Raw genomic sequence first — 22925 nt, forward strand, 5'->3', positions numbered from 1 at the left:
AATCCCGTACTATTTGCTAAAAATTAATTTGTAGATGTTTAATTTCTATAGCTTGTCTCCTATGTTTTTTGAAATGTGTTAGTTTGGTTTTGAGGTTGTTAATGTTCAAAGAAAGTTATTTTTTTATCAAAAAACAAAAAATAAAATGATAAAAAATAAATTAACCGTCTGAGTACCCTATTTTTGTATCTTCTAAAAACCCTAACCACATTCTGGGGTTATATATTTTATATTCGTTACCATACATGAGCAAAAAAGAGGCCGAAAAAGATCCGCATAAAAATATTATCATAAAAGGTGCAAGAGTGCACAACCTAAAAAACATCGATGTTGCTATTCCAAAAAATAAACTTGTGGTGGTAACGGGCATGTCTGGTTCGGGTAAATCTTCGCTTGCATTTGATACTTTATATGCCGAAGGACAACGCCGATATGTAGAAAGTTTATCATCATACGCCCGCCAGTTTATGGGCCGGATGAATAAACCTGATGTTGATTACATTAAAGGTATTGCTCCAGCTATTGCCATCGAACAAAAGGTGATTACTTCCAACCCGCGTTCTACTGTTGGTACCTCAACTGAAATTTATGATTACCTGAAACTGCTTTTCTCGCGCATTGGGAAAACCATTTCGCCTGTTTCGGGCAAAGAAGTGAGAAAAGATTCGGTAAGCACTGTAGTAGATTATGTAAATGCCATGCCTGAGGATACAACGGTAACCATTTTTTGTCCCTTATATCCGCATAACAACCGCACCATCAAAGAAGAGTTGGCTATTTTATTACAGAAAGGATTTTTACGCGTTCTGATTAACGATAAAATAGAAAAGATTGAATCTATTTTAGACGACACAGATTTTAAAGATGCGGAACTTACTGATGACAAGACCGTTCAGATTCTGATCGATCGGATTGTAACCAACCAGGAAGAGGAAACGTTAAGCAGATTGGCCGATTCGGCGCAGACCGCTTTTTTTGAAGGTAAAGGCGATTGTTATGTAGAAGCCCAGGCTACAACGAAACATTTCAGCGATCGTTTTGAGCTGGATGGAATAAAATTTGAAGAACCTACGCCAAACTTTTTTTCTTTCAACAACCCTTATGGTGCCTGTAAACGTTGTGAAGGTTATGGTAATGTTATCGGCATTGATGAAGATTTGGTGATTCCTGATAAGAGCAAAAGTATTTATGATAATGCCATTGCCCCCTGGCGCGGAGAAAAAATGAACGTTTGGTTGCAAAACTTTATCAAAGCCGCACCCAAGTTCGACTTTCCTATCCATCGTCCTTACAGTGCGCTTACTGAAAAAGAACAGCAATTACTCTGGACTGGTAATAAATATTTTGCGGGTTTGGATGCTTTTTTCAAGGAATTGGAAGAGCAGACTTATAAAATCCAGTACCGGGTAATGTTATCGCGCTATCGTGGTAAAACGACCTGTCCTGATTGTAAGGGTTCCCGTTTGCGGAAAGATGCATCATACGTTAAAATTGCCGAAAAATCGATTATTGATGTAGTACTGATGCCGCTATCGAAAGCACTGGATTTCTTTAACGATCTCAAATTGAGTGTAAACGACGCTAAAATTGCCAAACGTTTGCTGGCAGAGATCAATAACCGTTTCCTGTATTTAAACAATGTTGGTTTGGGTTACCTTACCTTAAACCGTTTATCGAATACTTTGTCGGGAGGAGAATCGCAAAGAATCAACCTGGCAACATCTTTAGGCAGTAGCCTTGTGGGATCGGTTTATGTATTGGATGAGCCCAGTATCGGTTTACATCCACGCGATACCAATAAACTGATTGAAGTGTTGATTTCACTCCGCAATGTAGGCAATACCGTTTTAGTAGTGGAGCATGAAGAAGAAATGATGCGTGCTGCTGATCACATTATCGATATTGGTCCGGAAGCAGGTACCCATGGTGGTAACCTGGTTTTTAGCGGCGACTATGAGGAGATTTTAAAAGATAAGAATAGCTTAACAGGTCGTTATCTTTCTGGAATAGAGAAAATTGCTGTTCCGGCCAAACGCCGTAAATGGAAAGATCATATCCTGATTAAAGGAGCAAGGGAAAACAACCTGAAAAATATAGATGTGAAGTTTCCTTTAGGGGTATTTACCGCTGTAAGTGGTGTTTCCGGATCAGGTAAAACCAGTTTGGTCAAAAAGATTTTATATCCCGCGCTGCAAAAAGCGATCGGAAACTATGCGGGTGAACAAACTGGGGCTTACGATGGTATTTTTGGTAATTACGACCTGGTAAGTGCGGTAGAACTGGTAGATCAGAACCCAATTGGTCGTTCCAGTCGTTCAAATCCGGTTACTTATGTTAAAGCCTGGGATGACATCCGCGCACTTTTTTCGGGCTTGCCTGCTGCAAAGGCCGCTGGATTGAAACCGGCAGCGTTCTCATTTAACGTAGAGGGTGGCCGTTGCGATGTATGCCAGGGTGAGGGCGAAGTGAAGATCGAAATGCAGTTTATGGCCGATATTTACCTGCCTTGCGAGGCTTGCAATGGCAAACGGTTTAAACAGCAGGTATTAGACGTAACTTACAAGGAAAAGAATGTCTCTGAAATTTTAGACATGACCATTGATGAAGCGGTTGTTTTCTTTACGGATGAACAAAAAATCCTGAATAAATTAAATCCATTGGTTGATGTGGGATTAGGTTACGTACATCTCGGACAATCATCAAATACCTTATCTGGTGGTGAGGCACAGCGGATCAAGTTGGCTTCTTTTCTGATTAAAGGAAACAATGCCAATAAAACGGTATTTATTTTTGACGAACCAACAACTGGTCTGCATTTCCATGATATTAAAAAACTCTTGAAAGCTTTAAATACACTTATTGAGCAAGGCAATACCATTTTGGTTATCGAACACAATATGGATATGATCAAATGTGCCGATTGGGTTATCGATATCGGTCCTGAGGGAGGAGATGGTGGCGGCAATCTCGTATTTGAAGGAGTGCCTGAAGAACTGATTAAAGTAGAAAACTCGTATACCGGAAAATATTTGGCTGCGCATTTAAATTTAAATCCATAATTTCGGAAATGCTTTTTCTAACGTTTTTAATCGGCATCCTTCTCAATGCCATGGGATATATTCCTCCTGGCAACATTAATCTTACCGTAGCGCAGCTTGCCATTAATAAAGGTATGCGGCAGGTTTGGTATTTCATTTTATCCTTCTCGTGCGTAGAAGTGTTTTTTACTTTTGGGATGATGCGCTTTGCCCGGTGGGCGATGAGCGATATCAACCCCAATGAGGCCATTAGTGAAGTACGACTAAGCACTTTGGTAGATTGTTTTATGATTGTGATGTTTCTGGTAATGGGAACCATTACCTGGAAAAACAGAAAAAAAACACCAAAAACCAGTAGCAAAAAAGATGACAAGCGTAGCGGAAGCGTTTTGTATGGATTGATTTTGGGTGTGTTAAACCCGGTCCAGATTCCATTCTGGCTGTTTTTTGGTAATTATGTAATTTTACACCAATGGATTCAAACCGATTACCTTTCACTGGTCATATTTAGTTTAGGCTCGGGGGTAGGCTCCTCTCTGGCACTTTATGTGTATGCCCATTTTGCAACCTATATTCAGGAGAAATTTGCACTCAGCAGTCTGATTATCAATAAATCCATTGCCATATTTTTATATGCACTGGCCGCTTACCTGATTGTGAAACAGTTGATTGTTATTTTATAATCCAGCCGGTTTCTGCATCACTGCCAATGAGTTGATAATTACCGAAACTACCTAAAAGGTTTACAGTCTGTCCTTCTTTTAAGGTTGTTTTAAGTGCTGCTAAACTATCCGGTCGGTCATAAACTTTTTGCTGGCGTACATTTATCTTAAATTTTTTAAGGGGTTCACTTACCTGTACAAGGCTGTTGCTTTGAATAAAACCCGTGCTTCCATCTGGCAGTTCTGCCTTATAATAATTTGCTGTTGCTGCATTTGCCTCTACAATAGTGCCGGTATTAAGTGTAGCCAGAACAGTTGCTTTACTTTGTGGAGAGGACAACATTTTGGTGGCAGATATGGTTCTTAAAGTTTTATTGAACTTATTGCTCGGAGCGGTAACGGCACCGGGTGTTTTGGTTATGGGATCTATAAAAGGCAATGGGTTTACGGCCCCATTAAAGGTGTAAATTCCAAAATGTAAGTGGGGAGGTGTGGTTCGGGCGTTGCCGGTATTGCCCATAAGGCCTAAAGTATCGCCTGTTTTTACGTCCTGTCCTTCTACTGCTAGCTGTTCGTCCAAATGGGCATAGTATAGCGTATAATCTTTACCCTTCGGACGCATCCAAACCACTTTTCCACCCAGGTTATTTTCGTTTACCCGTGTTACCGTTCCTTCCGAAATGGCCAGAACAGGTGTTCTGAAATTGCCGAAAATATCTACACCTTCATGTTTTCTTGCGTTATTATCTCTGCCATCTCCCCAATAACTTTTGATGCTGTTGGTATTTTTTGATTTTATTGGGAAACCAAGAGACGGACCAGCGGTGATTTCCAATTCGTAAGCTACATTCTGCAATAGTTCTGGCTGTAACCTGATCAGATAAGGACCTGTTTCTTCGATATCAAAGCTAAGAGGATTGTTTAAGGTATCGGCTGAGGCAATAAGTTTTTGGGTTTGATCTGCATTATACCAAACATCAATATAAACCAAAGCGCCGGCCGAAGGTTTTTTGCTCAGCTTTATGTTTAATTTTTGCCCTTTGGTCGCATTGAATTTATAAGCAGTTGCCGGAACCTTATCTGCAGCAAAATAACCGTTCTCTTTATAAGGGATGTTAATATTTAGTGCTTTTTGGGTACTCATATTAGCCGCATTCAACCATGCAGATCCCATGGCCGTTTTATCCAGGCCAACATTTACTAACTTTTTCTGGTATTGCTCATGCGGACTGGCGGCCTTAAATAGATTAACGGATCCTGTTTTGCAGGAAAGTAAACCTATTGCCATAGCAACGGAAGAGCGCCAAAGTGTTGATCTGGAAATCTTCATTAAACTAAGTCTTTTTTAAGCGGTTAAAAACGGCTGCCGTCACCAGTCCACCGATTACGTACCAGGCTACTGTTAATATTTTTGTTTTATCTGTTTTAGTAACCGGAGTATCATCCAATCCAACTTTATCTGGGATGTTTATTGCGCCCAGGCCAGCGGTAAGGCCTGCAATTACACCTTTCAGATAAATATTTTTTTTATCTCCTAAACCAATGGCGCTATAATACAAACTATTGCTTATCATATCACCAGCAAGAGTGGCCAGATAAAGATTGTCGCCGCTGGGGCTATCCAGGTTGAAATGGTCCATTGATTTGGCGAGGGCCTCCCTGCCGAGCAGATCAATCCTTGGTGCGTTAGGGTCAAGTCGCCTAACACTTTCATGTAATATATTCAAGGCTGCAGCACCTGCAAAGCCAGCAAGTAACGATTTAAGTAGTTTCATAATAGAATAATCCCGGCAAGTGGTAAATTGTTTTATAGGGATCAACATTATGCCTTGCATAAAGGTTAATGATCTTTTCTGTTATAAGATTGATACACAGGGAAGGTGCTTTTAACTTAATCATAACATTAAATTTATGTTAAAGAAGTTTGATCAACCTAATTTGGACTTTGATACAAAACATATCTGATCCTTATGTCTAACAGACGGTTTTTTCTGAAAAATAGTCTTGCCGCTGCGGTTGTGGCCGGTATTTCGCCGGTTTTATCTTCATTTGCCGATGAACAGCATCCCGTTTCCGCTAAAGCCGGTAAAACCCCAAAATTGCGTTTTGCCATTGCTTCTGATGGTCACTATGGGCAGGCCGGCACAGCGTATAAACAAAACCATGAGAATATTATAAAGTGGCTGAATGAGGCGCATGATAAAAATCCGCTGGACTTTGTCATCATTAATGGCGATCTGGTTCATGACCGTCCTGATTTACTGCCAGAGGTTAAAAAAGACTATTATGATAAGCTTGCAATGCCTTTTTATGCCATTCCAGGTAACCATGATCATGCAGATGCCAAAATCTGGAAATCGGTTTTTGGTTACGAGGATAATTTTTCCTTCGAAAAAAATGGAGTGGGTTTTGTTCTGGCCAATACTTCCGATACCAAAGGCGCTTATTTATGCCCCGACAATGCTTTTTTAAAACAGGCATTGGACAAGTTTAAAAACCTGAAAACTGTTTTTGTGATATTGCATATTCCACCACATTTTTGGGTGCCTGAAAGCCCTTTTGTTGATTGTCCGGATACGATTAAGCTCCTGCATAGCTATGCAAATGTAAAAGCCGTTTTTCATGGCCACGACCATAGTTTAGATGCCGTGTTTTATACTGGTAAATTACCTCATTTTTTTGATGCACACATTGGTGGAAACTGGGGTACGGCTTATAAAGGCTACCGGATTGTAGAGGTTGATGAAAACAATAAAATCCAGACTTATCAGGTAAATGCAAGCGGATCACCATTATTAAATGAAACCAAGTTTTAACCAATAAACAATATTGATGAAAAAGATTTTTTTAATGGTTGTTTTTGTTGGTGCCATTTTAAATTGTGCCGCACAGAAAATAAGCGAAACGAAGCCCGATATTAAAACAGGAACCGATGCCGCGCAGCCCTTTCTGTTTTCGCTGAATACCTTAACGGCAGAAAATCCACGCTGGAATATCCACTATTCAGGAAGTTATGGAGAAAGGACAAACGGACAGTTTGGTTACGATGGCTTAGGGCAACAGTTCGGGGTTAAAGGATATCTAGGCAGTAGATTTACCCTTTACGCCACAGCGGCAATCGGTTTTGCCAATTCGGGAGGCGTAACATCTGCTCAACAGGCTGAAGTAATCAGAGATTTGGTAGGCGGCAAAGGCATAACCGGTTTTAGATTAGGCGCAGGTTTAGGTCTAAGCAGAGATTGGTCAGGCATTGGTGCGGCCATTAGCAGGATTACGACCTCATTCGATCAGATAAATTGGAGAGTGGCGGGCAACCTTCGTTTCGAAAAAGCTTTCGATAAAAACAGAGATAAGCTTGATTTTATCAGCAGCTTTGGATATCAACATCGTGTTTCTCCTATTTTATATGTTGGCTTTGAAACCTTAGGGCAAGATTTAGAAGGCTTTTGGGAAAAGGACGAGGCAGAAGGTGGTGCAAAGTTAATGATTGGGCCATCAATCAACCTGGAGCCGAACCATTCGAAAATGTCTTTCTCTATTTCCGGAGGACCTGTTTTTTATGCAACCCGTAGTAATGCGGTCCCATCAGAGGCTATCCGGGAAATCGGTTCTGTTGCCTCGGGCAATGGCTACACCATCAGGGCCCTGGTTAATTTTAATCTTCATCGCTAGTCTGCATTCTTCAAATTAATAAAATGAAAAAGTCATACCTGTTTATATTATTCGGTTTCCTGTTCGTCCAGAAAGGCTTTGCACAATGGCCTGGTAAAAATGAAACTACACAGCAAATTTTGTTGCCCAATGGCTGGAGGCTGAGCCCGGCAGGACATTCGCTGCAACTGGGCGATTTGCCCTTGAATATGCAAATTAGCACATCGGGTAAATACCTGGCCATAACCAACAATGGTCAGAGTAAGCAGTCGCTGCAACTTATAGATCCGAAAACAGAACAGATTTTAGACGAAAAGGTGCTGGGCAAATCGTGGTACGGAATTGCTTTTGGTAAAGATGAAAAACACCTCTATGCATCAGGCGGCAACGATAATTGGATTCTGGACTTTAACATCGTAAACAATAAACTGGGCAAGAGCGATACCATTAGCCTGGGCCCGGTTTGGCCGAAGGGTAAAATATGTCCTGCCGGCATTGTTGTCAATAGAAATAACAGTAAATTATTTACTGTTACAAAAGAAGACAGCGCCTTGTATATCATCGATCCGGTAGCGAAAAAGGTCTCAAAACGGGTTCAGCTTCCCGCTATTGCCTATAGCTGCGCGCTGGCTGCCGATGAGCGTAAACTGTATATTTCGCTTTGGGGCGGAAAAGCAGTGGCAGTTGTAGATCTGCAATCAGAAAGCATTATTCAGCAGATTCCTGTTGGCGACCATCCTAATGAGCTTTTACTTAATAAAAAAGGCAATATCCTGTATGTGGCCAATGCAAACGATAATACGGTTTCGGTTATCAATACGGTAAATAATAGGGTAATTGAAACCATTGCCACCACGCTTTATGCCACACAATTAACAGGTTCTACCACCAATGGCCTGGCCCTAAGTGTCAATGAGAAAACTTTGTACATTGCCAATGCTGACAATAATTGTTTAGCGGTGTTTGATGTAAGTAAACCTGGAGTAAGCTTGAGTCAGGGTTTTATTCCGGTAGGTTGGTATCCAACAAGTGTTAAGGTATTGGGTAATAAAATTTTGGTTACCAATGGTAAGGGAAATACCTCAATGGCGAATCCTAAAGGGCCTCAACCCGTTTCGAAAGTGGATAACAGCGATTACCATATGGGCAGTACGGCTAACAGCAGACTGCAATATATTGCCGGTTTGTTTAAAGGTACACTGTCTTTTATTGATGCGCCAAAACCCGGGCAATTAAAAGTGTATACTAAACAAGTGTATGCCAATACGCCATTTAGTGACAAAAGAGCGATTACTGCCAATGGTGAAGCCGGAAATCCGATTCCAAGAAAACAGGGAGAAAAGTCGCCAATCAAACATGTTTTTTATATTATTAAAGAAAACCGCACTTATGATCAGGTATTGGGCGACATTAAAAAAGGCAATGGCGATTCCACATTAACCCTTTTCGGTCGCAAAGTGACGCCGAATCAACATGCTTTGGCTGAGCATTTTGTATTGCTTGATAATTTTTATGTAGATGCCGAAGTGAGTGCCGATGGACATAACTGGAGCATGGCAGCTTATGCAACAGATGTGGTAGAAAAAACATGGCCAACCAGCTATGGCGCACGTGGTGGCAGTACCAGTTTTGAAGGTGGCAGGCCTGTAACCTATCCGAAAGGAGGCTTTATCTGGGATTACTGCGAGCGGGCAGGAATAAGTTACCGCAGTTATGGCGAGTTTGGTTCTTACGCTAAAGCGAATATCAAATCACTGCAGGGGCATATGTGTCCGGCTTCACCAGGTTTTGATATGGATATTAAAGACCAGGTGCGTGTAGATGCCTGGCAGCACGATTTCGATTCTTTACTGCTAGCTGGTGCGGTGCCGCAGTTTAATACTTTACGCATTTCTAACGATCATACCAGTGGCCAGAAGAAAGGAAAATATTCGCCACAGGCGGCCGTTGCTGATAATGATTTGGCAGTAGGCCGGATTATTGAGCACCTATCGCACAGTAAGATTTGGAACGAATCGGTTGTATTTATTTTGGAGGATGATGCACAAAACGGGCCAGACCATGTAGATGCGCACCGTTCTCCGGCTTATGTAATTGGCCCGTATGTGAAAAGAAATGCAGTGGTGCACACCATGTATTCGACTTCAGGCTTTTTGCGCACCATGGAACTGATTTTAGGCTTACCACCGATGAGCCAGTACGATGCAGGAGCAATGCCTTTGTATGAGTGCTTTACCGCTAAGCCAGATTTCAGGCCATATAATGTGTTACAGCCCCTTATTGATTTAGATACCCGGAACGTAGCGGTTAACGAGAGTAGCAGACGATCTGAACTGTTCAATTTTGCGAAAGAAGATTCGGCACCAGATTTAGATTTAAATGAAGTGGTATGGAAATCAGTTAAGGGCGAGCAGTCGGTAATGCCTGCGCCCAAACGAAGCGCTTTTGTGATTCTTGAAAAGAAGAAAAAAGATGATGATTAAAACTTCAATTATCATCTGATTTTAAACAAAAAAGGCAATTTCCGATCGGGAAAATTACCTTTTTTGTCTATGTTTTTTCCATTCGCTACACGCCAGACCCCCAGCGCCAAACTGATTTATAATTTCCAATCAGGCCTTTCAAAATGGCAGGTATAACCGTAAGGGTTTTTCTGTAAATAATCCTGGTGTTCTTCCTCTGCATTCCAAAAATCGGTTTCGGGTACCACTTCGGTTACAATTTTGCCTGGCCATTTTCCAGAAGCATCCAGTTCAGCAATTAAGGCATCGGCCACATTTTTTTGCTCTTCACTATTGTAAAATATAGCTGATCGGTAAGATGTACCTACATCATTTCCCTGTCTGTTGCGTGTGCTCGGATCGTGGATCTGGAAAAAATATTCCAGTAATTTGCGATAGGTTAAAACAGTCGGATCAAAGGTCACTTCAATGGCTTCAGCATGTGTGCCATGGTTCCGGTAAGTAGCATTGGGAACATCACCACCAGTGTATCCGACAACCGTAGAAACTACCCCCGGGTAATGACGGATTAGTTCTTCTACTCCCCAAAAGCAGCCGCCTGCAAGAATGGCTTTTTCAGTATTCATATATCTCTCTCTTTTTGATTACCTAAAGATACGTTGAAGATGTGTAAAAGGAAAGTAAAGATGGGTATGGATTTTCTACAGCATTCGTCCTTGAAAGAAGAGTTTTATTTCTGTCGCTGAGACACCAACCGATAGAATAAAGCGTCATCCCAAGAAATAATTTATTGTATAGAATCAATAGGAATGATAGATAGTAAAGAAGCTGATGGTCTCTAAGTATCGTCATTTCGACCGCAGTGCCCGCCTGTGCGGACAGGCCTGCCGGTACAGGCGGGGAGAAATCTTTTAAACCTACAGGGTAACGCTTCAACCCCGCCTGTAACGGGCAGGGGGGCTAAGTGGCTTTTGCAGCTTTCATATTAACGGTTGCAGGCTGCATAGCCCATTGTTCCTAAACGCGATTGAGCGGAATAGCCCGGAGCGCAGCGAGGACTATAAGCGAAAGCGGGACTACGAGCCGCCACGAACCAAAGGTCGCTCATTTCCTGGATAATCAATTTATTTCAGTAGGTGAGACCATAACCGATAGAATAAACTCTAATTACCAAAAGCGAAATCCATGAAGCTCACATTGTTTTTGCGCGAAGAACTTACGGCAATGCCGCTATTCGCTTGATCGGTAAAAGTGAAACCCTCCAGCTCGTCTGCTTTATCAGTATTGATTACAGCTAAAACAACTTCTTGACCTTTGGCTAACGATTTTTCGAGATCGATAAAGGTAATTCTCCATTTATGTCCTTCGATCTGATTTTGGATTAAAACGAGTATGTCCTTATCTGCAATCCAATGTAAGTTTTGTACCCAGGGCGAACAGGTGAATTTTTTGAAAAGCACGCCCTTTTCGCTGGTTTTATTGGCCTTCGATAAGGCTTGGGGATTGTACAATCGCACTTCATTAGCTTTATTGCCATAATCGGCAGTGGCCACATACCACTTGCCTTGGTATTTTACATATTCTGGCCGCGTACCCTGAATGCAGGCATCATCTTCAATAGTTTTAATCAGGTTGCCATCTAATTTTTTACTTTTTAAAAAACCCGGCCAATTGATGCAGCTAATTTCTGCTTTCCAGGGTGTGCCTGCTGGGTCTTGCTTAACCGAGTTGCCCACAAATGTTGGAAGTCCCTTTTGGTAGGCAATACCGGTAGGGTGTTTAATGATATTTTTGCCATCAATGGTAAACCTGTATTCCTTATGTTCGTAAATAAGCGAATCTTTCTGAAGCCTGTATTCGCGCATTACACCCACTTCTCTATCGCCATACAGAAAATAATGTCCGTTTTGCTTTGAAATTCCCTGGCAGGCACCTAGGGAGTCGATGGTGATTGTTTTCGTAATTTTCCCATCCGTTTTGCTGTATTGGGCTACAAAAAACATTATCACCAGCACTAAAATTGGGTTTAATACTTTCATAAACTTAAGGGTCTAAAGGTTCGTCGAAATCAATTTGCAAGGATGTGGTATTTAGGTAGAATTCTGATTCAGTATCGCTTAAACGTTTTCCATTTTTGTAAGGATAGTAACCCAGTTCTTTTTTGCAGCGTTCGGGCAAGATATTGGTAATGTAATAGCTCTGCGATTTTACGGTACAGGCTAACCCTGGTTTGTCTATAGGCATCCCATATCTAAACATGAGTCTGGCGCAGTTACGAAGATTAGTGGTGGTGTGGCGGGCGTGGGGTTCCATTATAATGACGCTTTCGGGTATCTCGAGTACTTGCATTAAAAACTTCTTCATCTCATAAGCTTCACTGAACTTGGTTTTATAGGGATGTACCCTTCCGCCAGATACCACAATGAATGGCGCTACACCTTTTTTATACTGTAAGGCCGCTAAACGGCAGCGGATCATTCCACCAGCGCTTAGTGCAACATCTTTTTCTTCAGGGCCAGCGCCCGGAACCAGGATTACGCTGTAGGGATATTTCTTCCAATCTGTTTTTTTGATCTGTTTATGAGCAGCGAAGTTTACACCTTTGTCCATGGGTTCATCATCGGCAGCCTCATTACGTTCATTTAGTTCTAATGCCTGAAGCGCAAATTGCATAGCGGGTTCAAAAAACAATTGATGATCGCTTTGTAGGGCTAACCAGGCATTGGTTGCCGTAAGTTCTGCATATTCTTTATCTTTTGAGCTGAAGCTGATGGAATCTATTTTCGGATAGTTGGGTTTATTACCCTCTACATATACGCCAATAGCATAATTAATGGCATTGGCATCTTGCTCCCATGCTTTCAACAGCAGGTTTTTGGGATTTTCGTTAGCATATAAAGCATAACAACCGGAAGGAATCAGGTGATTGCTTACCAGTTTTCCTAATTCGTTATTTTCATGATAGCTGTTGCTCAACTGCTGGCTGATCGCTGTAATTTCTTCAGGACTAAACTTCAAAGCACGGGCATAACAACTGATATCTGCCTTACAATTTTTTAATGCCTCGTTTATCTTTTCGCTTTTCGAACGTGAAATCTTTTCCAGCATGCTGTTTTCTTTCAGCATCTTGTTAAGCCCGGGCAATTGTTTAAAAAGTGTAAGCAGGTAATAATTTTTGTATTGTACTGCATTTCTGGTTTTGATTAATTGATAAGACTGCGAGGGGACATTTTGTGCAGTTAAGCTTTGGCATAACAGCCAAAATACCAGAAAGAGATAACAGGATTTCATCGAAAAGTTTTGGATGTAAATTTAAGCTGCAGCCATTAAACCAACATTAAGGTGATGTTATCCTTTAAATTCTGATAAACCGATTTAGGGGTGTTTTAATTTGAGTTAATATTAAGTTAAAGAAGCTACTCCTATTCGTGTAAAGAGTTAACACAGAAGACACATCGTGTTAAAGATACACCTTTACTTTTGCGGCGGTAGAACGCTCTAAAAATTGCTCATTAATTTTAAAAGGATAAGCCTATGTAAATGTTAAAATCTACGCTTCTACTTAAAAACACAAGTTTCCAATTATTTCAAAAAAACCATTACAAAGAACAAAAAGATGACATCATTTTTTTTAACCGCAAGTATAAAGCGTACTTGCAGGAAATTGCTTTTGCCCTTAGGTTTACTGGCCATCTGCAATGCTAATGCAATAGTAATAAACCATGCTGAAGCGGTTCCGACCTTACGCCATAAAAAATTTGCCACGGTTAGCGGAACGGTTACCGATCAGAATAACCAACCTCTGCCCGGTGTTAGTGTTTTTGAAAAGAAAACAAAAAAAACGACCGTTACAGATTCTAACGGTAAGTATTCCATTAATGTAGAGGAAGGGGCTGTTCTGGTATTTTCTTACATCGGTTACGATAATCAGGAGGTTGTGGTTAATGGCCGTCAAAATATTAATGTTGTTTTAAAAGAAAGCAGCAATACTTTAAATGAAGTGGTGGCTATTGGTTACCAGAAAATCAGAAAATCGGATGTGACAGGTGCGATTAGTAGCGTTAAAGCCAGCGAAATGAACTTAACTTCTCCTACGGTTGGGCAGGCATTGGTTGGTAAAGTTGCCGGTGTGCAGGTGTCGCAAACCAGTGGTGCGCCATATTCGGGTACCAAAATCAGGGTTCGGGGTATTGGGTCCATTAACGCCAGTTCAGATCCCTTATATGTAATTGACGGTTATCCGGCGGGGAACAATGTATCCATCAATCCAGAGGATATCGAGACTATCGACATTTTAAAGGATGCGGCCTCCGCAGCCATTTATGGTTCAAGGGCATCTGGCGGTGTGGTTTTAATTACAACAAAAAGGGGCCAGGATGGGAAAGGCCGTTTTGAATACGACGTTCAGGGTGGAATTTCGCAACTAGCCAAAAAAGTTAAGTTATTAGATGCCGATCAATTTATCCAATTGTTAATTGATGGACGCAACAATGCCTATAAAGATTTATGGGTAAATGCGGGCAAAACCTGGAACGATGCCATGTTTGGCGATAGTAACGCAACCCGAATTGCTAACGTTGGTAATGGAAGTAGTGTGAGCATACCTGCTGATCTTTATAATTTTAGTACACAACAGGCCATCCCTGCAACTTACAACACCGACTGGCAGGATGAACTCTACCGCAATGCAGCATTTCAACGCCATAACCTTTCTTTTTCTGGCGGTACAAAAGATGTAAAATACTTTTTAAGCGGTGGTTATCAGAACAATGATGGTATTGTAACCAACACCAACCAAAAGGTAACCAACTTTAGGGGGAATATTGATGGCAAGGTGAGCGAGCGTTTACACGTAGGTGCCAATATTTCGTATACGCAGAACGATAACCGTGAGGTACAGGAAGGACGTTATAATTTAAGCCCAATGATGTCGGCTTTGATTTACCTGCCTTATTTACCGGCAAGAGATGCCAATGGAAATCCGATCCAGTTTGGCATGGGGGCTTTATCTTCACAATATGGTATTCAAAATCCGGAAAATCCACTTGCAACCGTAGGGCAATTGAAAATTACCAGAAAGGGAGCCAGAAGTACTTATAATGCCAATGCCACTTATAAAATAGTGGATGGCTTGGATTTTAAAGCCAATTTAGGTACACAGACTTACAATGAAAAATATGATTTTTATTTGCCGACAAGTTTAAGCAACGGTAATAATCCACCTTATTCTACTGCTGCGATAACGGCGGCGAATGCTATTGCACAAACCCTTAGCCAGGTAGATCAGCTTGGTGAGTTTACGCTAAACTATAATAAAACTTTTGGTAAGCATAAAATTGATGTGCTTGGAGGATATTCTGCGCAAAAGACCTCCAGCGATTTACTGCGTGTTTCTGCCAAAGGTTTTCAGAATGATAATATTGGTGAAATTACCGATAAAGGTGCCGACGCCAGTTTCTTCACTTTGGATAATGCAGCAAAATCCACCAATACATTACTATCTTATTTTGGCCGTTTCAGTTATAATTATGCCGGCAAATACTTTTTAACCGGTTCATTCCGTCGCGATGGATCATCAAGGTTTGGTCCGTTAAATAAATATGGTAACTTCCCTTCGGTAGCGGCAGGATGGAACCTTTCGGATGAAAGTTTTTACAGGGATTTTCTTGGTGAGCAATCTACAGTGAAGCTGAGGGCAAGCTGGGGACTGAGTGGTAACAACAACATTCCAAATTACAGAACACAGCAGGAAATGAGTGCGCCAAATGGTGTTGTATTCGGTAGTGCGATAGCTACCGCCATCTGGCCTAATGCGATCCAGGATCCAAAATTAGGCTGGGAATCTACATCCCAATACAACTTTGGTACCGATATCATCTTGTTCCGCAACCGTGTATCCATTATCGCTAATTATTACCTGAGTTATTCTTACAACCTGTTGTTCAATCAGCCGGTTTCCGGAATTTCAGGTACCTCCTCTATCCTGACTAATCTGAATGATAGCAAAATCAGGAATAAAGGCTTCGATTTACAGGTGGACGGCAGAATTATCCAAAATCAGGATTTTACATTAGGCCTAAGCGGAAATATTGCAGCTAACAGGAATAAAGTTTTGAATATGGGGGGTGCAAGTAGCATCTTCACCAATGGTGCAGAGCGCTCATATATTACACATACCACTCAGGAAGGATATCCGGTAGGCATGTTTTACGGATTTAAGGTTTTAGGTCGTTTAACGGCAAATAATGTCGGGAAGGTTGCGCCTTCTGCTTCAGCAACCAATCCCGCAAAAATCGGCGATTTATATTTCCAGGACACGGATGGCAATGGCATTGTGAATGATGCAGACAAAACGATTATCGGTACACCATATCCTAAATTTACCTATGGTTTTGCCTTAAACACTACTTACAAAACATTCGATTTAAGGGTGTCATTCAACGGATCATACGGGAACCAGGTTTTAGATGGGCAAGATTATTATCTGTATAACTTTGAAGGTTCCGGAAACCAATATGTGGAGGTTGCCAACCGTTATAGAAACGAAGCTAACCCCGGCAGTGGTTTAAACTACCGTGCATCGCGTGCAGGTACGCAAAGTAACAGTACCCGTTTATCATCTTTCTACATCCAGGATGGATCTTATTTCAGGTGTACCAACATTACTATGGGTTATACTTTCCCGAAATCGCTTGCCAGTACCCTTAAAGTGAGTAATGTCCGTGTGTTTGGCAGTGTAGATAATGCATTTACCATTACTAAATACAAAGGTTATAACCCTGAGGTGGATTATAGCGGAGGTTCTAACTTAACACCTGGTGTTGATTATGGTAACTATCCGCTAGCAAGAACTTACAATCTTGGCATTAAGTTGACTTTTTAAAATTCAGAACATGAGAAAAAATATTTATATCGTTTTAGTCCTGGCCCTTGTGGTTGGTCTTGGTGCTTGTAAAAAGGATTTTCTGGACCAAAAGAATCCAAATGCAGTAGCGCCTGAAAATTATTTTAAAACAGAAAATGATGTTTTACTGGCCGTAAATGGTGCTTATCAATCGTTGAGAAGCAATAACACTATGGGTGAGAACAGTGGTTTATTTACTGATGAACGTTCTGACGATACCGGAAGAAATGATAACCAGAGTAATGCGGGTGAACCTTTTCAGTTTAACGATTTTTCCCTGTTGCCAAGTAACTCCTATCTGAAAGCGCATTGGTTAGCCCTTTACAACGCGATTACCAGAACCAATTTTATTTTATCCAACATTGATAAAGCGAATTTTACCACTCCGGCCAATAAGGTAAATTACGCTGCAGAAGCTAAATTTATCAGGGCCATTATGTATTTCGAGCTGGTACGGAAGTGGGGGGCTGTACCGTTGGTGACAACACAGTTATCAACCAATGAGGAGGTGAAGCCTTTTGTTTTCCGTGCGCCCGAAGCAGATGTTTATAATCAGATTGTAGCCGATTTAAAAGACGGATTAAACAGCACGTTACCCAACTTCCCCGCGGCAGCGAATATCGGAAGAACATCTAAAGCCGCCATTAATGCGTACCTGGGCAAAGTATATTTAACTATGGCCGCTACTTTAGATGCAAATAAAGCAGAGAACCTGGCTAATGCCAATACTTACCTAATGGCCGCTTACAATATGAGGGCATTTGGTAATTTATCCGAAATACCTTATGCCGATGTTTTTGATGTAACTAAGAAAACCAGTTGTAAGGAATTGATTTTCCAGATTTCATACAAACAAGGCGACATTACTTACAGCTCAAGTATTGCGGCCAATAATCAGGCGAAGGGAGAAACCATCAATTCGCAAAAAACTGCTACTGGTGTTGGTGGTAATGTTACGCTCGATTTGATTAATGAGTATGAAGGAAATGATCTGAGGAAAAATTTCTCAGTGAAATATGCAAATGATGCTACGGTAAAAGACTGGTTTATCACCAAATTCCGTGATGCCAGCGATTTGGCTACAAAAAACGGGTATGGGGGCAACGACTGGATTTTAATGCGCTATGCTGATGTGATATTGATGCTTGCTGAAGTGAATATGCTGCAGGGAAATAATGCGGTTGCCATTCAATATTTAGATATGGTAAGAACAAGGGCAGGTATGCCAGTTTACGCGGTTGCCAAAACTGACGCTACTTACGCCGCTAAATTTCCTACATTAAAATTGGCTATTTTACATGAGCGTAGGGTAGAACTTGCCTTTGAACACCATAGGTGGTTCGATTTAATCCGAAACTTTACGCCAACCGAATTGGTTAGCTATTTAAAGGCAAAGCCACAATCTTCATTTGGTATTGCTAACCTGAATAATGTAAGCACAAAAGACAGGTATTATCCTATTCCTTTTGATGAGGTGAAATTAGATCCGGTTAAGATGTATCAGAATCCCGGATATTAGTTAAATCCTAAGGAAGTCAAGTTTTTGAAAACTTGACTTCCTTTTTATAAGGCGTTTTTAGTTAGCAGTTGGCAATTTTCAGTTTTCAAGCAATTGAATCAGAAAATAATCACTCTTGTAGATCCTGAAACACCCGTCTGACCGACCGGGCGGAAGTTACCATTGACAGAATCTATTAGTGCGGTCGTCATCCGATAACTATCGGATCTCGCGCATGCGGAATCTTAAAGCAACATAAAAAACCTGCGAAGGTATTACGATTATTCATAAGACTTTGGTTTTATTAAGTGGCATTCATGAGCACTGCGTGGTTCCCGCTCAAGTTGGGAATGACGATATCTCCAGCCCTTTTCTCTTCAATACGATTGTTTTTCAGTTAACTCTAAACCATTAACTGAGAACGGTTAACCGCTTCTCTAAATCACATTCCTCGTAATTTTTCCTTTGATGATGTAAAGCGACAGGATATTCTTTTTGCTGATCACTGTATCGCCACTAAAATTTGGGTTTGAAGAACGAAGGATAAGTTTGGTATCATCAGCATGCTGAAAAATGAGTTTGATGGTGCGTAAACTGTTACTGTCTTCATCGGTCATCACCACGTAAGCTTCTCCCCACTGCAGGATTTCGTAATTGGTGATTTCTTTTATGGCTATAATTTCGCCTGCGGCATATTGTGGAGACATGCTATCACCATAAACTGGTAAATAGGCCGTACAATCGTTAAAAGGCAAATAGTTGACCAGGTATTCTGCGCGTTGTTCTTCCACTATGTGTTCCTTGGCATCAGATAAGCTCATATCGAAATAAGGTACTCCTTCTTTGCTTTCGCCAACGGCTGGCCTCTTTTTGAAGAATGGCTCGCCAATTCCATTTTCCAGCCAGGTTAAATTAACGTCGAATCTCATCTCTAACCGATCTTTGATAGCATTAGATACGTTGACCCTTTCTCGTAAAATATCTGATAAGGAACCTTGTTGAATATTCAATGCAGCAGCAAAATCCTTTTGAGTTTTAAAATGCAGTAATTCCATTAACCTTTTTAAGCGCTGATTTTCATTCATAGGAAATGTTAATAAGTTTTTTGAATTAATTATAGTTTAACTATATTATTTTGCTAAATTCGTTAGCTAATATAATCATTTAAAAATATACGCTATGAAAGAGCACCTGAATTTTAAAAAAGAAACGATGGCATTAATAGATGCGATTGAAAGTTTTTTTGCTACAAATGGGGTAGATTATCACTTAAATTTTTTAAAAAACTGGTTAAATCCACCCGGTAACGAGTTCGATTTTTCACCCCAAAAGCATCCTGCACAGCTGTTGGTGTTTTATGAAAAACTGGTACCGCTTTTCGATTATTCGGATTTGGTTTTTAATCATATTGAAACTGATACTGAATTTGTAGAGGCGATTTCGGCGGATGATTGTGGTGTAGAACGCGAAATGGTATTACTAGAGTATTGTCCGAAATTATTGAGCAGCGGAGAAGTCAAAAATCCGAAACTTACTTTTCTTGATATTTTCTTGTTCTTCCAGTCAGATACCTATAAAGTGATGTACAAAGAATGGTTGTTGGCCGCCTTAGAAAACAAGCTCGATCTGGATTGGGACCAATATATTTTTCCGTTTTATGAGAACACAAAAAAAATGCTGGAGGCTTGCTGGCTCATACACGAAAGGATCATCACCAGAAATAGTTTTAAAAGTATCGATCGTTATTACCATATGGCCATATTCGAAAGTACATCGCCCTTAGCCTTTGAACAGGAATTATTTAATGATCCATTTAAGGTAATAGAATTTTTCTTTAGCCTTGATAACCTTAGCGGGCATAAAGCCTATTTAAAGAACTGGTATCGGGCTGCCCTGGCTGAAGAGAAGTGTTTGAGCGATGTAGCCGATTATTTTTTCCTATATAATCAGTTTATCAAACTGCTTAATGCCGGTTTTTTGATTACGGCTAAAAACTTAACTTATCAGGGTACACCACCAAAAAACTTGTTTGCTACAGATCAGTCAAAAAATGGTGATAGTTACCAGAAAAGCCTCTGCGAGGTAAATACACTGTCTGCCGTGCATATCGAAAATCCTTATCTGTTTGTATCGTCTTTCTTTATTCCCAAAAAAATTAAGCGGTTGCGTTTAGGGCTTTTGGAATGGTTGTATGCCGCTTTCAGTACCAAAAGCAGCATTAAACTGCTAGATAAGGAATTTTTGTTTGAACAGTATGAATCCATGCTGATGATTGTGGAAGCTTTTTTTGTGATGATCACCCATCCTCCATTGGACGAAATTGATGAAAGGAACTATTATTATGCGGAGTAAGTTTTTGAATCCAGAACATGTTGCGATAAAAGACGAACGAATATGGCGTTTGTTGAAGGAGATTATGGCTGCAGTACCTGTTCAATATATTTACCTCCATCACCACTTTTTTGATGGTGAAGCTGTTCAGGAAATGTTGATTATGGTTTCGTTTAAGCACGTACGTGTTTTAAATGAATTAACACCAGTGTTAAATATGGTATTTAACGGGCAAATGGAATGGAGTTACCGGGTTTTTCATGTGCATGAGGTGGAGCAGGCACTATTGGAGGGGAGTTTATTTTTTCATTATGCCACCGCTGCAGCAAATTGTTTATTTAGTAGGTCTGGTGTTTTTCTTGATCGTGGCATGCCTGATGTGATTGCAGATCAGGTGAGCATTGCTTACCAGCAGGGAATTAACAAGGCCAATAAATTTTTAACAGGGGCGGCCTTCTATTTTAAAGGGCAAGATTTCGAATACTGCGCTTTTATGCTGCACCAGGTTTTCGATCTGATGTACAGGGCTATCGAAGTGCTGGTGATGGGGAAGGATAAAAAAACGCACCGCATCAGGGTTCATCAATTGTATATCAAGCCTTTTGTAAAACCGCTTTCAACGCTGTTTAATGATCGTGAGGAAGAGGCAGGCCTGTTGCATTTGCTCGATGAGGCCTATCTGGCCGTAAGGTATGAAAACAATTACGCAATCAGTGAATCAGCGGTAATCAGTCTGTTCGGGAAAGTAGATTTGCTATATGTGATTGCTGAACAGGTTTATCAGGGTATCATGAATAATCATTTTGATAGACAGGTTAGTAGGATAGGTATTAGGTAAGCGTTGCTGAGAAAATTAGTCGGTAAAAACTACTAGGTTTGCAGTTTGTTTTCATACCAGCTTATCCCAAAGCTTAAGTTAAGTTTATTGATTTATTTGGAAACGAGTGTTCAGCATTTCTTCGGGAACAACAGTCCCGTTATTCGCTTTATCCCGATGGAAAAATCGGGATGTACGCTACTACCGGGTTTATGCACAGCAGTTCGTTAAAAAAAACAAACGCTAAGAGGAATGCTTGCTGATTACGTACTCAGCCGATGATATTCATGCGTGCCGTGCCAGTTAGACCCGATTGGAGTGGGCACGAGCCCGATATTTCATCGGGTGAAGTAAAACGAAAAGCGGGACGATACCTGAATAATTGCACAGGAACCTGCTCTCTAAATAATTGAACAAACTCGCTTTAGCTAGTAAACGTGCATATTAGAAAGAATAAAATATAAACTGATTTTTCCACTTTTTGGCCTTAGTACTGCCTGTCGATAAATAGATTTTGAACATATCCGCCTACACCCTGGACCAGTTTAGCAGCCTGGATTGAAAAAACCATAAAAAAAGGTTTATAAAATTGCGTATTCATACCGATTATCATGATCGTATAAATATATTTGCGGATAAGATCTGGTATCAGTTTATATCTTATCGCCAAACTCAATTTTTAACCAATGAATAAATTCGAAAGCCGTTACGCCCAAAGCCCTAAAGAAGTTAAACAAATGGATACCGCAGCTTTGCGGGATAACTTTTTGATTGAAAACGTATTTGAAGCCAACCAGGTAAACCTTACCTTATCTCATTTTGACAGATATATAGTTGGTGGCGCAATGCCTGTTGATCAGAAAATCGCATTGCCAAATCCTGATGATTTAAAAGCGAATTACTTTTTGGAGCGGAGGGAGCTGGGGATAATCAATGTTGGTGGAAAAGCGATTGTGACTGCTGATGGGGAAAGATATGAACTGGATTATAAAGAAGCTTTATATATTGGAAAAGGCACGAAAGAGGTATTTTTCGAATCTGCTACCCCTGGAGAAGCTGCTAAATTATACATCAATTCTGCTCCTGCACACCATAGCTACCCTACTAAAAAGGTAAGCAAGGCAGAAGCAGAGGTTGTAGAGCTGGGTACGCCCGAAACCGCGAACCATAGAATAATTAATAAGTTATTGGTGAACAGCGTTTTGCCAACCTGCCAGTTGCAAATGGGGATGACGGAACTAAAATCGGGCAGTGTTTGGAATACCATGCCGGCACATACACACGATAGAAGGATGGAAGCCTATTTCTATTTCGAGGTTCCAGCGGGACAGAGTGTTTGCCACTTTATGGGACAGCCGCAAGAAACCCGACATATTTGGATGCAGAACGATCAGGCAGTAATTTCGCCAAACTGGTCTATCCATTCAGGAGCAGGTACAAGTAACTATACTTTTATTTGGGGTATGGCCGGCGAAAACCTGGATTATGGCGATATGGACCATTGTGCCATTACCGAACTAAAATAAACTATTATTTTATTCAATCGGGTATATCAGAGGAGC

At 40.8% G+C, this 22925-nt stretch carries 16 protein-coding genes; 10 read left to right on the top strand and 6 right to left on the bottom strand.

Features of this window, described 5'->3' with window-relative positions:
• Positions 1-245 precede the first annotated feature (245 nt).
• Both uvrA and ACK1I8_RS00965 read left to right on the top strand, forming a co-directional pair.
• The gene (uvrA, locus tag ACK1I8_RS00960; RefSeq protein WP_412467500.1) at positions 246-3059 is read left to right on the top strand and encodes an excinuclease ABC subunit UvrA; all 2814 of its coding nucleotides are present in this window, start codon (positions 246-248) and stop codon (positions 3057-3059) included.
• A gap of 8 nt (positions 3060-3067) precedes the next feature.
• Positions 3068-3721, top strand: coding sequence for a LysE family transporter (locus tag ACK1I8_RS00965; RefSeq protein ID WP_412467501.1), 654 nt, complete (start codon positions 3068-3070; stop codon positions 3719-3721).
• Here the strand turns inward: ACK1I8_RS00965 and ACK1I8_RS00970 are convergent.
• Together ACK1I8_RS00970 and ACK1I8_RS00975 are read right to left on the bottom strand one after the other, a co-directional pair.
• Complete coding sequence (locus ACK1I8_RS00970) at positions 3711-5030, bottom strand: peptidoglycan DD-metalloendopeptidase family protein (RefSeq protein ID WP_412467502.1); 1320 nt, start codon at positions 5028-5030, stop codon at positions 3711-3713. The two genes, ACK1I8_RS00965 and ACK1I8_RS00970, sit on opposite strands and share 11 nt — an antisense overlap.
• A gap of 4 nt (positions 5031-5034) precedes the next feature.
• Positions 5035-5475, bottom strand: a complete 441-nt coding sequence (locus ACK1I8_RS00975; RefSeq protein WP_412467503.1) for a hypothetical protein — start codon at positions 5473-5475, stop codon at positions 5035-5037.
• Between the two features lie 195 nt (positions 5476-5670).
• Between ACK1I8_RS00975 and ACK1I8_RS00980 the strand changes: the two genes are divergently transcribed.
• Genes ACK1I8_RS00980 through ACK1I8_RS00990 form a run of 3 tightly spaced genes read left to right on the top strand, consistent with a single transcriptional unit; the run spans position 5671 to position 9834 of the window.
• Positions 5671-6516: a metallophosphoesterase family protein gene (locus ACK1I8_RS00980; protein ID WP_412467504.1), complete on the top strand. Its 846-nt coding sequence runs from the start codon at positions 5671-5673 to the stop codon at positions 6514-6516.
• 16 nt (positions 6517-6532) lie between these two features.
• Positions 6533-7372 carry a hypothetical protein gene (locus tag ACK1I8_RS00985; RefSeq protein WP_412467505.1) on the top strand — a complete coding sequence of 280 codons (840 nt, stop codon included), beginning with the start codon at positions 6533-6535 and terminating at the stop codon, positions 7370-7372.
• 23 nt (positions 7373-7395) lie between these two features.
• Positions 7396-9834: a bifunctional YncE family protein/alkaline phosphatase family protein gene (locus ACK1I8_RS00990; RefSeq protein ID WP_412467506.1), complete on the top strand. Its 2439-nt coding sequence runs from the start codon at positions 7396-7398 to the stop codon at positions 9832-9834.
• A gap of 116 nt (positions 9835-9950) precedes the next feature.
• Here the strand turns inward: ACK1I8_RS00990 and msrA are convergent, their stop codons facing one another.
• The 3 genes from msrA to ACK1I8_RS01005 form a co-directional block, all read right to left on the bottom strand.
• Positions 9951-10439 (bottom strand): peptide-methionine (S)-S-oxide reductase MsrA, encoded by a 489-nt coding sequence (msrA, locus tag ACK1I8_RS00995; protein ID WP_412467507.1) that lies wholly within the window; start codon positions 10437-10439, stop codon positions 9951-9953.
• 537 nt (positions 10440-10976) lie between these two features.
• The gene (locus ACK1I8_RS01000; protein ID WP_412467508.1) at positions 10977-11852 is read right to left on the bottom strand and encodes a hypothetical protein; all 876 of its coding nucleotides are present in this window, start codon (positions 11850-11852) and stop codon (positions 10977-10979) included.
• Positions 11853-11856: 4 nt separating this feature from the next.
• A complete protein-coding gene (locus tag ACK1I8_RS01005; protein WP_412467509.1) occupies positions 11857-13104 on the bottom strand; it encodes a YdcF family protein in 1248 nt (415 codons plus the stop codon).
• Positions 13105-13429: 325 nt separating this feature from the next.
• On the opposite strand from ACK1I8_RS01005, the gene ACK1I8_RS01010 reads away from it, so the two are divergent.
• Both ACK1I8_RS01010 and ACK1I8_RS01015 read left to right on the top strand, forming a co-directional pair.
• Positions 13430-16696 (top strand): SusC/RagA family TonB-linked outer membrane protein, encoded by a 3267-nt coding sequence (locus ACK1I8_RS01010; protein ID WP_412467510.1) that lies wholly within the window; start codon positions 13430-13432, stop codon positions 16694-16696.
• A 10-nt stretch (positions 16697-16706) separates the two neighbouring features.
• Positions 16707-18236 carry a RagB/SusD family nutrient uptake outer membrane protein gene (locus ACK1I8_RS01015; protein ID WP_412467511.1) on the top strand — a complete coding sequence of 510 codons (1530 nt, stop codon included), beginning with the start codon at positions 16707-16709 and terminating at the stop codon, positions 18234-18236.
• Between the two features lie 416 nt (positions 18237-18652).
• Here the strand turns inward: ACK1I8_RS01015 and ACK1I8_RS01020 are convergent, their stop codons facing one another.
• Positions 18653-19270, bottom strand: a complete 618-nt coding sequence (locus ACK1I8_RS01020) for a helix-turn-helix transcriptional regulator (RefSeq protein WP_412467512.1) — start codon at positions 19268-19270, stop codon at positions 18653-18655.
• A 124-nt stretch (positions 19271-19394) separates the two neighbouring features.
• Here ACK1I8_RS01020 and ACK1I8_RS01025 point away from each other — a divergent pair, with 124 nt between their 5' ends.
• The 3 genes from ACK1I8_RS01025 to kduI all read left to right on the top strand — a co-directional run bounded on the left by ACK1I8_RS01025 (position 19395) and on the right by kduI (position 22889).
• The gene (locus ACK1I8_RS01025) at positions 19395-20567 is read left to right on the top strand and encodes a hypothetical protein (RefSeq protein ID WP_412467513.1); all 1173 of its coding nucleotides are present in this window, start codon (positions 19395-19397) and stop codon (positions 20565-20567) included.
• A complete protein-coding gene (locus ACK1I8_RS01030; RefSeq protein ID WP_412467514.1) occupies positions 20539-21384 on the top strand; it encodes a HEPN domain-containing protein in 846 nt (281 codons plus the stop codon). Before ACK1I8_RS01025 ends, ACK1I8_RS01030 begins: the two co-directional genes overlap by 29 nt.
• Before the next feature lie 665 nt (positions 21385-22049).
• Complete coding sequence (kduI, locus tag ACK1I8_RS01035) at positions 22050-22889, top strand: 5-dehydro-4-deoxy-D-glucuronate isomerase (protein ID WP_412467515.1); 840 nt, start codon at positions 22050-22052, stop codon at positions 22887-22889.
• The last annotated feature ends 36 nt before the right edge of the window (positions 22890-22925 follow it).

Source organism: Pedobacter sp. KLB.chiD (assembly GCF_047040275.1).
Classification (GTDB): domain Bacteria; phylum Bacteroidota; class Bacteroidia; order Sphingobacteriales; family Sphingobacteriaceae; genus Pedobacter.